Source organism: Paenibacillus sp. GM2FR, from assembly GCF_002803325.1.
Lineage (GTDB): Bacteria > Bacillota > Bacilli > Paenibacillales > Paenibacillaceae > Paenibacillus_AQ > Paenibacillus_AQ lautus.
Map to the genome: position 1 here is coordinate 54,815 of NZ_MKZM01000011.1, position 13,255 is coordinate 68,069.

Sequence of the window (13,255 nt, forward strand, 5' to 3'; positions counted from 1 at the left end):
TTAAGCGCCGTGCCCAACTCCGCTCTCGCTTGGCCGCAGGATAGCGGAGCCGACGGCCAGCAGAATGACCGCCATCAAGCCAAGAACGGCCAGCGGAAGTGCGATATCGGACAACGTGCCGCCCGTGGCCGCAATCTCCACCGCCTCAATGGCCCATTTTTGCGGGATGAAATTGGCGATTTTCTGCATGAACTCTGGCATGATGGCAAGCGGCCAGAAGCACCCGCCCAGCATGCAGGTCGGCGTGACGATCATGGAATTGATCATGGCTGCATTCTGCCCGTTCCGGATCAACCCAGCGACCGTGCTTGCCACGCCTAACGATACCAGCATGAAGGCCATGAGAATAAGGAAATGCAGCAGTAACGGAACCCCGTAATCGTAACGGAGCACATACCGGCTCAGAACAAGCACGATGATCACCTGCAGCGAGCCGACCACCAAACTGCCTAGAAAATTACCTAAAGCGATCTGGTAGGCACGCACCGGTGCCGTATACATGCGGGACAGCGTTCGCTGCCTCCGGTCATCGATCATCATCGACACCACGCTGGAGATGAGGGTCATCATGAACATCAGGGTAAAACCCGTCACGTTCGAGAGTCCCGGCTTGGCGTACAGATTCAAATCCGTGACCTCCGTATCCACCCGATTCAGCGCGGATTGCTTGAGCACTTCTTGCAGCATCAGCATTCGGTCAACATCCGGCTCCGAGGTTTCCCGAATCAAAGCTGCCGTTCCGCTCAGACGCGTAACTGCAGAGTCCGCCGTCATTCGTATCATCACCGAAGCCTCTGAGGTTGAAACTTCGTATACCTGAACCGTCGGCCGCTGCCCTACAATCAATCCGTCGCTGAAACCCTCCGGTATATAAACGCCTACGGTGCTTTTATTCTCCACCAGGTCTTCTCTCAGCGTATTCTCGGACTCGGACTCCTTGAGTACGTATTGGCCGCTGCGCTCCAGCTCATTCATCAGATACTGACCTGCCGGGCCATCATCTTCATTCACATAGGAGACCAGAATGCTCGCAGCCGTGGTCTGCCCCAAGAGAAACACCGTCAAGGTAACGACCACGCAAGGAACCAGCAGATAGACGATCCAGCCTCTTTTGCGCCCCAGTGTGCGTCTTACCATATGCCAGGCTATGGTTAAGCTATGCATGGTATCCCACCTTTCTGTACGTAATCATGGCTGCAGCCGACAGGGCTGCGGTAATGGCCGCCAGCATGCCGAGACAAGTGACAATCAAATGCACGTCGCTGTTCAGCATCATCCGCAGCATGCTCTGCATGGCCCAATGATTGACGGTGAAGGAAGCGATCTTCTGGAAAAATTCCACGGGAAGCGGCATGAATCCCCCGCTCACAAATGTCATGGCGATAATGATCGCCTGCATCAGCCCTCTGGCTCCTGCCGCCGTTGAGGAGACTAGGGTGATGAACGTGGAAATGGTCATGGACGATAATGTGATTAAAACGCAGACCACGATGAGCAGCAGGGGGTGGGGGCCCCATTTCACGCCGTACAGCCACATGGAACCCAGCACAATGGCTGCTGCCTGTACAAGCGTGATCAGACTGCAGCCGATAATTTTACCGGCAAATACGGTTCCGGGGGTGACGGGTGCGCTTTGCAGGCGATACAGGGTCCGGCTTTCCCGCTCTCCCAGCAGACTGCTGCTTGCCATCAGACCCGAATACAAAAGAAACATAATCAGCATGGAGGCAGCGTAATATTGGGCTGCTGAATACGTGGCTCCTTTCTCGCTCAGTTTCCCAATCGTTACGTTCGGGCCAGACGAGGTTTCCACAGGCGCTGCCGCTTGAGCCGCAAGAACTTGATCTCCGCCCATGACGATAACCTCCGCCTGTTTGTGATTGGCATCTGCGATAAAGGTCTTAAAGATCGTGTCTGCTACCAGGTTGAGATTACGGTCTCTTCCGGGCAGCAATTCAAGCTTCACGTCCGCTCCCTGACCCATCCGTTCATCTAAGGAAGCGGGAATCACTACCGCGTAATCGACCTCGCCCCTGCGCAGCTTCCCTTCAACCTCCTCACGGCTGGCTGCCATCTCTTGAACGAGAATCTCCTGGATTTCCGGCGAGCCTGTTAGAGCCTGAATGCTTCCCGGCAGCTGGCCTCCTTCCGCAGCATCCAACACAAATCCCACTCTGACCGATGGCTGTTTAAATTCCTGATCGTTTCCGAACCAGCCCGAAAGCGCGTTTCCCAATATAAAAATAAGAATGAGCGGCAGCAAAAACTGGTTGATCAGCACCGTTCGGCTGGTCGCCATCCGCTTTAGCTCAAACCAGGCGATAATCATCGTATTCATTTTCGGTATTCCTCCTTCATGGATTCCTCTGCACGTGCCGTTATGATCAATCGCGAAGTGTTCGCCCGGTTAGGCTGAGAAACAGCGTTTCAAGCCCCGGCTCCTCGCACTGCAGGGAGCGGAGAATTGTATGATGTTTACTGCAGATGAACAAAATATCCTGCAGCTCATCCTGAGCCGACGGTACATATACTTCGATCTCGTTATCATTCTGGGTGACGCGCCGAACACGCGGGTGAATGGTCAGCTCCTCCACCAGGTCGGGTGTGATCCCATCAGCAGTAATGATGATTTTTTCCTCATGCGCCACGCGTGCCCGAAGCTCCTGCTGCGTCCCGCAGGCGATAACATGACCTTGATCCATAATCGCTACCCGATCACTGATCGCAGCAACTTCCTCCATGTAATGGCTTGTATAAATAACGGTAGAGCCCATGCGGTTCAGCGTCTTCACGGATTCCAGAATATGATTCCGGGACTGCGGATCAATCCCTACCGTAGGCTCATCCATAATGATCAGCTTCGGACGGTGCGTGATCGAGCATGCAATATTCAGTCTTCGTTTCATCCCCCCGGAGAAGGTGGACGGCTTTTCCTTCGCCCGATCCTGCAAGCCGACAAACTCCAGCGCCTCTTCCACCCGTTCCTTCAGCAGATGGCCGCGCAGTCCGTACAATTTTGCAAAAAAAGCGACATTGTCCCAAGCCGACATTTCTTCATATAGAGCCAGATCCTGCGGCACCAACCCGATTCTCCGCTTCACCTCCAGCGGCTGCTCTTCAATTGAGATACCGTCCAACTTGATGCTGCCCTGATCCTTGGGAAGAAGGCCGCAGATCATACTGATGGACGTGCTTTTGCCGGCCCCGTTCGGTCCTAGAAGCCCAAAGATTTCCCCTTCGTTCACTTCCAGGTTCATATGATCCACCGACAGCTTGTTTCCATATCGTTTCACGACATCCCTCATCTGCAAAAAGACTGCCATATTCACCACTCCATTTCTCATATCTCTCGTATCCATTTGTTGATTTCATTCTATCCGGAATGGCCGGCTTTTTAAGGTAGAAGAAGTCACTTTATAGGGTGACGAAAGTCATCTCCTTGCCGAAAACATCCTTGTGATATAATGAAGCCAATCGTTTGAACGGTTTGATTTCACTATGGAAAAGGGTTTGATCGCACGTGACATCCCCACTCACCTATCTAAGGTATGGCTTCATTCTCCTTCCGGCCGCCGCGGACATCTTTTTGCAGCAGCTCGATGATTACGGGGCATATATGGTGTACATATTGCTGTTTCTGGCGATTACGGTGCTAAGCCGCTTTTTGCCATCGCCTGCTTATCTGAAGGCAGCCGCTCTGCTGGAAATTCTACTATCTCTGTGGCTATGCCATCAATTCGGCTTCATGATGGTGTTCCTGTCCATCTCCACCCTATGCGTCTATTTGCCCTTGTTCGAGCGGCCAGGCAGGCTATGGCTGGCGTTCGGTCACCTTGTGCTGCTCAACATGGCCATTACCGATTACGATGCGCTGCTGCTGACGACAGCCAATCTGCTGTTTCTGTTCATGGCGGTAACATTCAACCACATCCATGAAATGAATCAGAAAGAAGCGGATCATATTCAGTTATACGACGAGCTGAAAAGACTGCATTTCCAGCAGGACGAGGCAGGCAGACAATTGCTGCAATTCGCCCATCAGGTAGAGAGTGCGGCCCAGGCCGAGGAGCGTAACCGCATCTCCCGCCAGCTTCATGACGACATCGGCCACCGCCTGATTCGCGTTAAAATGATGATGGAAGCAGCCCTTCTTACCGTTCCGCATGATTCCGTGCGCGGTATAGATATGCTCCGTCAAATCCGTGACCAGCTGGGAGAGAGCATGGAGCAGATGCGAACGGCCGTGAAACAAATGAATCCGGCCCGGCGGATCACCGACGACTATTCCCTCGATCGGCTGCTGGAGGAGACAGGCAGACAGACCGGGATCGAGACCGAACTTTTATTGCAGGGCATCCCCTATCCGCTCTATCCCAGTCAACAGGTGGTGCTATACAAAAATGCCCGTGAAGCGATCACGAACGCCATCCGCCATGGCGAGGCTAAACGGATCCAAATCATCCTGGATTACGGAGACCAGGACGTCAGGATGGAGGTTTCCAACGATGGTACGGTTCGGGAGCCGATTGGCCACGAAGCTGCACGGGACCGTCAAGGAATCGGAATGAGCAGCATGCTCGAACGAACCCAAGTGGTGGGTGGGACGCTGGAGGTACGGAGAACCGTACCTTTTACCGTCATCACCCGGCTGCCTGTCTACCAGAAGCGTGAGATTATGTAATTTAACAAGACAAGATGTTGTATCTTATTTTATAGAAAAGGTCGTGGCCATCCATGATATCCGTTTTAATTGTAGATGATGATCCGTTCATTCGGGAAAGCTTGAAATTACTGGTGGGGATGGACCCGGATATCGAAGTATCGGCTGTCGCGGAGCACGGCGAAGAAGCGCTGGCTATGCTGGAGGGCGGACTTTCTGTTGACGTCGTGCTCATGGACATTCGCATGCCGGTATGTGACGGCGTTGAGGGAACGCGACGAATTCGTGAACGATATTCGGATGTACGAGTGCTTATGCTGACCACCTTCGATGATGATGATTATATCGTGGAAGCTCTGCAGAACGGGGCCAGCGGCTATCTGCTGAAGAACATTCCGCCGGACCGCATCATCCAGGGGATCAAAACAGTGCATGATGGAAACATGCTGATTCATCCCGACATCGCCCGCAAGCTGACTGGCCTGCTTCGTCCAACGGCGCAGCCCGTCCCCAAATCTGCTGAGCTTGAACAATTCGGGCTGACCCCTGCAGAGAAGAAGGTCGTTGTCCTTATTGCGGAGGGTCTATCCAATAAGGAAATTGCCGGACAGCTTTATTTAAGTGAAGGTACGGTCAAAAACTATGTTACCGAAATTCTGGGGAAGCTGAATCTTCGGGATCGAACGCAAATCGCCATTTTCTATCTAAAAAAAGTGCAGGGCTAGCTCCATATACAGCATTTCATCGCTTATGCAATCAAAAAAGCGGGTCTTTGTCCATATAGGACAAAGACCCGCTTCCAATATCATGATGAATGGAAACCTGCCTCTTCGGAACCGCCGGTCGTCGTGCTGCCGGAAGAACCCCGCTTGCTGCGAATATGAAGTTTATTTGCCAGTAGGGTGATCAAGCTTACAGGTTTTAACCCCACCGCTATGCCATCCCTCGGGTCGGGTGCCACGATAGCTCCCAATTGATGATGATCCCCTGCGTAGATCGCACGCTGCAGGAATTTACTCTCCCCTTGATGGTTCTGAACCTCCAGCTTACAGAAGGCCGAATTCTGACGAAGCGCGCTATGCAGCTGTTCCTTACTGTGAATCAGTTTACCGTTCACCTTAAGGATCGTCTCTCCTGCCAGAATGCCAAGTTCGCTTGCCGGACTATTCGGAAGCACCGCGAGGACGCGTAGTCCCCGAATCGGATGCACAAAGATCGGACTGCGCTGCTGCTCTTCGTAACGGCTGTACCACACCAAGCCTTCATGCAGCAATAATGCCGCTAATGCAGCCACGATCGTGAGTGGTGCCCACCACTCGGCCAGCAGGCTCAACGCCAGCACAATGGCTCCGTAGAATATGAGCCGCTTCGATGTGATCCCTGCCTTCTCCTGCGGGAGCATGCTCTGCGTCATTTCCCCGAAGCCGATCACGACCGGGAGTGCCATCATGGTAAAGCCGGTACTCCAGGCATCCCCACCGAAGAATGGCGTCCATGGCAGCACGCTGCCTCCACTTACTGCCGGAACAAGCAAGAACAAAGGTAAAGGCCAGAAGCTCTGCATGTGATAACCGCCAACGAGCTTGCCACGCTTCCCCTCAAGGAACAGCGGTGTAGCAAAACCCGAACCCTGTATTCTGACAAGCAAGGCTTCGGCAAAATGCAGAACGGCGGATAACGCCAGCAGCGCAGGGATGTCCAATCCAACGATCGTTGTTGTTACGTGACCAATCCAGCCTTCCGGCTGCCAATTCGGAAACCAGCCTAATACAACCTGAATGATCCCAAGAAGACCGATGGAATAGGCAAAGCATAAGTACCGGATATGAAACAGCATCAGGATCAGGGAAGTCACCCATATGCATATAATGGCTTCCAGGCTTAAGGATATGCCCAGGAAGGCCACCACGATCGATACGCCGATTCCTGCCAGCAGCCCGCCCAGAAACGTTCGCCATGTCTGCAATCCCCAGGAATGCAGCTTCACATGGAACAGCTTACGCTCCACCAACACCTGCCTTCGGTAAAACAGCATGACAAACAAAATCGAAATATAGTAAAAGGGCTGCGTCAGCAGTTGTATGCCTGCATCTATCCCATACATAAGCAGTTGTTTCAATGTCTCCAACAGCTTGCCACGCTCCTTTCGCTTCAAGATGCTTCGAAATGTATACTTTCTGATATCTCAAAAGAAAAAAGAAGGCTAACATTCAGCCTTCTTACTTGTTCGACGCTTTAGCGGCGATTTCCTTCCGAACCTCGGCAATTCCGCGATTCATTTGATTATCCTCTTTCGGATCCTGAATCTTCTCGATCAATGCGGCTTCCAATGCCTCGGCTGTAGCGCCGTTAAGGATACCGTCCGCTTTCAGCTTGTGCTTGCTCTGGAAGCTCTTGACCGCCTTCTCCGTATTCCGGTCGAAATAGCCGTCCGTACGCCCTGTCTTATAACCAACCGCTTCAAGCATGATCTGTGCGTTCTTCACATCTGTGCTATTCGTGTCGTACGTATAGGTTTTCTTCTTATCGATCGGTGCAACGGTAAAGTATTCTGGCTGTGACACCTTAATATCCGGCTCAATTCCCTTCTCATGGATCCAGGTACCGTTTGGCGTCAACCATTTGGCAATCGTTACTTTCAGCAGGCTTCCATCGCCAAACTGCTTATCAAAGCTCGTTTGCACGGTTCCTTTACCGAAGGAATGCTCACCCATCAGGGTAGCTCCCGCCGATTGCTGCAGTGCGCCTGCCAAAATTTCGGAAGCGCTGGCGCTGCCCTTGTTCATCAGCACCGTAATCGGATAGGATTTCGCCTCACCATTGGAAGGATGCTTCTCACGCTTCTTATCCTTATCCTCTACCTGAACGATCAACTCGCCTTTAGGTACGAACTGCTCTGCAATGTCAATGACAACGGACAGCACGCCGCCTGGATTGTTCCGGACGTCGATCAGCAGTCCCTTCATGCCTTGGCTTTCCAGTTTCTCGAGTTCCTCCTTAAAGCGTTCGCCTGTATTCAGCGAGAATTGGGAGATCTCAATAACGCCGATTCCGCCCTTCTCCATCCGTGCCGATACGGTTTCGAGATCGACGTCATCACGAACGATAACATACTCGATCGGCTGCTCGGAGCCTGCACGCTTAATCTGAAGAACGGCCTTGGAGCCCTTCGGACCGCGAATCTTGTTGACGGCCGCGTTCAGTTCAAGGCCCTGCAAGGATTCGCCATTGACGGAAAGGATGGTGTCCTTAGCCCGAATGCCGGCTTTATCCGCAGGAGATCCCTTGATCGGGGATACAACGACCACACTGCCGTCTACAGAGGACACCTCTGCGCCAATCCCCGAGAAGGAGCCCTCAATGCTCTCTTCAAACTGGGCCGCCGTTTCTTTTCCCATATAGTTGGAATATGGATCTTCCAGCGCTTCCATCATCCCGTTGATGGCGCCGTCGATCAGTTTCGACCGATCGATATCCTTGTAATAATTGCTCTCGATGAGGTCAATCGCTGTCCCCAGTTTTTTCGCTTCAGACTGCTCCAGTCCATTCCTGTTCGCTATACTGGCCAGCAGCCCCTCACCGTCTCCGGTCTGGCTAGGAGCGGGCAGCTGGGTCAAGGCCATCGTTAACAGCACGCCGCACAGCATGGCAGCTATGACCAGAAAGACAGCCGTTCGTTTTTTCAGCAAGTACTTCACCGCCTTTGTACGTTTCAACTGCTACACACATGGGGAATCCCGTCCACCTAGTATATGATTGGCTTGCCGGGAATATTTATACAGCGGTCTGAAGGTTATATGGTATAAGTCATGAAATTCTGTTACAGATAAGGCGAAGGATTCACCGGCGATCCATTGACCCGAACCTCAAAATGAAGATGCGGTCCTGTGCTCTGACCCGTGGAGCCTACTTCGGCAATCTTCTGCCCTCTGGACACCTTGTCGCCTTCGCTGACTTTAATGCCGCCGTTGCGGATATGTCCATACAAGGTCCATACGCCGCCCCCATGATCAACAATAACACAGTTTCCGTAACCGCTCCACCACTCGGCCAAAATGACCGTGCCGCTCTCCGCTGCGCGGATCTCCGTTCCCTGCGGAACGGCAAAATCCTGGCCTGTATGCATCTTGCCGACTTCACCCGTTACCGGATGAACCCGCGGCCCATAACCGGAGGACAGTCTGGCCCCGGAGACCGGTATTGCAAACGGTCCGCCGTTACCTGTATATCCGCCGCCACCTTTGCTACCACCGAGGGTGGTCGCCTTGGCTCTTTTCGCGGCAGCCGCTTTGGCAGCCGCTGCTTTGCGTGCAGCTTCCTCAGCGGCAAGCTTATTCTTTTCCTTCTGCAGATCCGAACGTTTGCTTGCCAGGGCAACCAGCATTTTATCCTGCTCTTCAGTCAAGATGTCCGCATCCTCAATTTCCTGATCATACTGGGCCAGTAGTACTCGCTTCTCCTGTTCCTTCTCGTTCAGGATGCTCTTGCGATCCTCCATTTGGCCATACAGGTCCTTGGCGGTTGCATACTGTCCTTCAAGTTCCTTCTTCTTGTCGATGACCAGCAGCTTGTCCTGCTTATGCTCCACCAGCAAATCCTGATCCTGGTTAACGATCGTCTTCAGGGAATCCGCACGCTCAATAAAATCGCTGAAGCTGGTCGAGGAGAGCAGCACATCCAGATACGATACTTGCCCATCCATATAGATGAGGCGAATCCGGGATTCCAACAGCTTCTCGCGGGAGGCGATACGCTCCTCCGCCGCTTCAAGTTCCTTGGTCGTTTTTCTCAGCAGATCCTCTGTCTCCTCGATCTTCATGGAGATTTTGGTCAATTCATTGCTGACGATGCTGATCTGTTCCATCACATATTTCAGATTCCTCGTTGTTTTCTTCTTGTAATGCTGGGCTTCTTGTTTATCTTCCGCTGCCTTGTTCTTCTGTGACCGTGCTTTCTTGACCTGCTCCTGAAGCACTCTCAGTTCTCGATCTACATCGGCTGAAGTCTTCTTCTCGGCTTGTCCGACAGTCGGTTGGATCATAACGGTGGCCAGTAATAAGGCTGCTACTCCTGCGGCGATCTTTTTCAAGTTTCGCTCCCCATCCTTTACCTAGTTTTATACTTTCAAAAATTTACGTATCGACATGGTGCTGCCCCAGATGCCAATGACGATGCCCAGCCCAACTATAATGGTGCCAAGCAGCAGCCACAAATCACCCAGCGGGATTAAACTTTGCGCTAACGTCAAATCCGTTTGCGATGCGGCGTACAGGCGATTGTAGCCTACAAACAACAGTGTGACCGTCACAATGGAGCCCATCAGGCCGATCATGGCGCCTTCTACGAAAAACGGCCAGCGAATGAAGTTGTTGGTCGCGCCGACAAGCTTCATAATGCCGATCTCGCGGCGACGGGCCAAAATCGTAACCCGAATGGTGTTCGAGATCAGGAACATGGACATCAAGCCGAGTCCCGCTACGAAAATAAAGCCGATATTACGCACCGTCTTCGTAATCTTGAACAGGGTTTCTACCGTGCCTTCACCATACTTGACTCGCAGGATCGGCTCCTCCGCATATTTCTGGTTCAGTGCGGTAATCTTGTCGGCAACAAAACCGACCGTGGTCGGTTGAATAACGGAAACCTCGAATGCATCCGGAAGCGGATTCTGGTCCGCCTCGCTGAAGCCTTCCACCCATTCGGAGCCCAGGCTTTCTTCAAGCTCCTTCATGCCCTCTTCCTTGGACACGAACTTGATGGCGCTGACCTCCGGCATGGCCTCGATTTCACCCTTGATGGTTTCGCGCAGCTTCTCATCCACATTGAGATTTAAGTACGTATTGATTTGCACATTGCTATCTGCTTTATCGGCTAAGGCGTTCACATTCATGACTAATAGCATGAAAACGCCCAGTATAAACAAAGACACCACGATGGAAGTAACGGATGCGACCGACATCCATCCGTTCCGGAAAACGCTCTTCGCCCCTTCCCGCAAGTGCCGCAAGAAGGTTCTAAAATTCATACCCGTAATCTCCTCTCTGCTGATCACGGACGATCTGTCCATGCTCAATCGCAAGAACGCGTTTACGCATGGTGTTCACGATATCCCTGTTGTGGGTAGCCATGACAATGGTGGTTCCCCTGAAATTGATTTCATCCAGCAGCTGCATGATGCCCCACGAGGTTTCCGGATCCAGGTTACCTGTAGGCTCGTCCGCAATAATGACGGAGGGGTTGTTCACAATCGCTCTGGCGATTGCGATCCGCTGCTGCTCACCGCCGGAGAGTTGGGAAGGTTCGCGGTTCGCCTTGGATTTCAGACCTACAAGCTCCAGCACCTCCATGACCCGTCTCTTGATGAGACGCTGCGGCGCTTCAATAACCTCCATGGCAAATGCTACATTTTCGTAAGCAGTCAGCTTGGGCAGCAGACGATAGTCCTGAAAAATAACCCCGATATTTCGGCGAACATAGGGAATTTTGCGCTGCTTCAGCTTCCCGATATTAAATCCGTTAACGGAAATTTGCCCCTTGGTAGGTACTTCTTCTCTATAGATAAGTTTCATAAACGTCGATTTGCCCGCACCTGACGGTCCGACAACATAGACGAATTCATTTCGATTGATTTTGACGGAAACTCCTTGAAGCGCATGAGCGCCGTTCGGATAAGTCTTCCATACGTCCTGCATTTCGATCACTTCATCACTTCCCAATCCTTAATTAGCCATTATACTTTCGACAGTTTCCATCGAATTCCTTTAAAATCCATGAAAAATCCTCACGACATCGTCTATTGTAACAAATTTGTTACCTTTTGAGTACCCGAAAGTTTAAGCCCACCGTGACATATACATGAACAAGTGCATGAACTGCGGCCAATACGAAGTTAAGAAGGTGGTTTCGAATGAAAAAAATTCATCTTGGTCTCATCATTGTCATCAGTTTCGGTCTTCTCCTCTCGGTCGGCTTCGGTCTATTGACGATGTACGTGAACCAGAAGGAACTCCCGAAGGGAGTCGTTCTCGCCGGTTGGCAGGTAGGCGGTAAACCCGCAGACGAGGTGCTGTCAGAGCTGGATCAACGGCTTCAGGCGATGACAGCGTTGAAGGTGGAGCTGCAATCGGACGCTCTCAAGGGACACACGGAAAGCTTCACTCTCCGGGAAGCCGGCGTTCAATTCAACGCAGCCGATTTTCGGGAAGCTATCGCCAAGCTGTCCGAAGGATCATTATGGGATCAGGTTCTTTATCGGCGTAACTTTCAGCTGGAGTGGCATATATCCACGGGCTGGGACCGCGATGTGTTAAAAGAGCGGCTGAACGAAGACTGGCAAAAGGAACGCTTTGGGGAACCCGTCAATGCGGTACGGAGCATATCCGAAGATGATGTTGTCCGGTATACCCCGGAGAAAACGGCATACCGCATCGATTGGCCGGCATTCTATGAAGGGTTCAGCGCTGCGCTTCCGAATGAGTCTCACTTCACCGAGCTGAATCCGGATGAGATCATTACGGTTCAGCTCCCTCTCATCCGTCAAAAGCCCCCCGTTACCGTAAAATCGCTGCAGGATGAGGGGATTGAGCGCAAAATCGTCGAATTTTCCACCAGTCTCGGATCCAGCGGTCCTGGACGCGTTCATAACGTGACCGCCGCTGCCAAAGCCGTAGACGGCATGATTCTGAAGCCCGGGGATGAATTCAATTATGCTCATATTATTGATACGGCAAAGAAAGAATACGGCTTTGAAGAAGCTCCCGTTATCGTGAACGGCAAGCTGGTTCCCGGTATCGGTGGCGGCATCTGCCAGGTATCCAGCACGGTCTACCATGCCGCTCTGCTCATCGGGCTGGAGATCACCGAACGGCGCAATCATTCCCTTCCGGTCAGTTACCTGCCCAAGGGGCAGGATGCCACCTTTGCCGAAGGTGCGATAAACTTCCGCTTCCGAAACAATACAGGCAAGCATCTGCTTATTTTATCGGAGGTATCGCACGGTAATTTAACACTAAAGATGTTCGGGACTTTCCCGGACAATACCGAATATGAGCTTGTGTCCACCACCATTGAAACCTTGCCGTCACCAGAGAAAATCATTCACAATAACTCGCTGCCGCCCGGACTCAAGCAGGTGGTTCAGAACGGGAAACCAGGTTATGTGGTAGAAACCTACCGAACCAAGAAAGTGAACGGGAAGGTCGTGGAGAATGTGAAAATATCCAAAGATACCTACCGTCCCCAGAACAGCATCGTTGCCATCAATCCGACGAATGAGGTCCCGCTGCCGGATGCGAATGAAACGCCGAAAGAGGAAGTGGTTGAGGACGGGATCAGCGCGCCATGAACCTGCAGATCACGTGGAACAGCCCGGATTCGCGAAAAGAACCGCGAATCCGGGCTGTTTGCCTTGCTGTTATTTTAATGTAATGTATCTATTTTATCCGTGTCGCCATGAATGACGCCTTCACCGTTTATCCGAAGCTTGCCGACAATACCGCCGCCAACGACACCGTCACCCGTTATGGAAACACCGGGTCTTTCTACGGCTGTTCCGTTATGCACCATATCGCTGCCTCCTTGCCATCTATTCGGCTT

Annotated in this window: 12 protein-coding genes; 3 read left to right on the forward strand and 9 right to left on the reverse strand. The window is 52.1% G+C overall.

All coding sequences use genetic code 11. The features are described from left to right. From PAEVO_RS28635 to PAEVO_RS28645, 3 genes are read right to left on the reverse strand one after another with little or no spacing between them, the layout of a single operon-like run. Positions 1–1,164 (reverse strand): ABC transporter permease, encoded by a 1,164-nt coding sequence (locus tag PAEVO_RS28635; protein WP_100540896.1) that lies wholly within the window; start codon positions 1,162–1,164, stop codon positions 1–3. Then, positions 1,157–2,338 carry an ABC transporter permease gene (locus PAEVO_RS28640; protein WP_100540897.1) on the reverse strand — a complete coding sequence of 394 codons (1,182 nt, stop codon included), beginning with the start codon at positions 2,336–2,338 and terminating at the stop codon, positions 1,157–1,159. The genes PAEVO_RS28635 and PAEVO_RS28640 overlap by 8 nt, the downstream gene beginning before the upstream one ends. Positions 2,339–2,384: 46 nt before the next feature. Beyond that, complete coding sequence (locus tag PAEVO_RS28645) at positions 2,385–3,359, reverse strand: ABC transporter ATP-binding protein (RefSeq protein ID WP_243390978.1); 975 nt, start codon at positions 3,357–3,359, stop codon at positions 2,385–2,387. 161 nt (positions 3,360–3,520) lie between these two features. Here PAEVO_RS28645 and PAEVO_RS28650 point away from each other — a divergent pair, with 161 nt between their 5' ends. After that, complete coding sequence (locus PAEVO_RS28650; protein WP_243390979.1) at positions 3,521–4,681, forward strand: sensor histidine kinase; 1,161 nt, start codon at positions 3,521–3,523, stop codon at positions 4,679–4,681. A 53-nt stretch (positions 4,682–4,734) separates the two neighbouring features. Then, complete coding sequence (locus PAEVO_RS28655) at positions 4,735–5,385, forward strand: response regulator (RefSeq protein ID WP_100540899.1); 651 nt, start codon at positions 4,735–4,737, stop codon at positions 5,383–5,385. 80 nt (positions 5,386–5,465) lie between these two features. Here the strand turns inward: PAEVO_RS28655 and PAEVO_RS28660 are convergent, their stop codons facing one another. From PAEVO_RS28660 to ftsE, 5 genes are all read right to left on the reverse strand, one after another. Next, complete coding sequence (locus tag PAEVO_RS28660; protein WP_100540900.1) at positions 5,466–6,788, reverse strand: PDZ domain-containing protein; 1,323 nt, start codon at positions 6,786–6,788, stop codon at positions 5,466–5,468. 91 nt (positions 6,789–6,879) lie between these two features. Continuing rightward, positions 6,880–8,349, reverse strand: a complete 1,470-nt coding sequence (locus PAEVO_RS28665) for a S41 family peptidase (RefSeq protein ID WP_100540901.1) — start codon at positions 8,347–8,349, stop codon at positions 6,880–6,882. Between the two features lie 131 nt (positions 8,350–8,480). After that, positions 8,481–9,749, reverse strand: coding sequence for a murein hydrolase activator EnvC family protein (locus tag PAEVO_RS28670; protein WP_100540902.1), 1,269 nt, complete (start codon positions 9,747–9,749; stop codon positions 8,481–8,483). A gap of 27 nt (positions 9,750–9,776) precedes the next feature. Beyond that, on the reverse strand, positions 9,777–10,685 hold the full coding sequence (gene ftsX, locus PAEVO_RS28675) for a permease-like cell division protein FtsX (protein ID WP_100540903.1): 909 nt from the start codon (positions 10,683–10,685) through the stop codon (positions 9,777–9,779). Further along, positions 10,675–11,361, reverse strand: a complete 687-nt coding sequence (gene ftsE, locus PAEVO_RS28680) for a cell division ATP-binding protein FtsE (RefSeq protein ID WP_071219774.1) — start codon at positions 11,359–11,361, stop codon at positions 10,675–10,677. The genes ftsX and ftsE overlap by 11 nt, the downstream gene beginning before the upstream one ends. A gap of 206 nt (positions 11,362–11,567) precedes the next feature. Here ftsE and PAEVO_RS28685 point away from each other — a divergent pair, with 206 nt between their 5' ends. Continuing rightward, positions 11,568–13,004, forward strand: coding sequence for a VanW family protein (locus PAEVO_RS28685; RefSeq protein ID WP_100540904.1), 1,437 nt, complete (start codon positions 11,568–11,570; stop codon positions 13,002–13,004). Between the two features lie 74 nt (positions 13,005–13,078). On the opposite strand, the gene PAEVO_RS34030 is transcribed toward PAEVO_RS28685, so the two are convergent. Continuing rightward, positions 13,079–13,225, reverse strand: coding sequence for a hypothetical protein (locus PAEVO_RS34030; RefSeq protein ID WP_165789772.1), 147 nt, complete (start codon positions 13,223–13,225; stop codon positions 13,079–13,081). Positions 13,226–13,255: the final 30 nt, after the last annotated feature.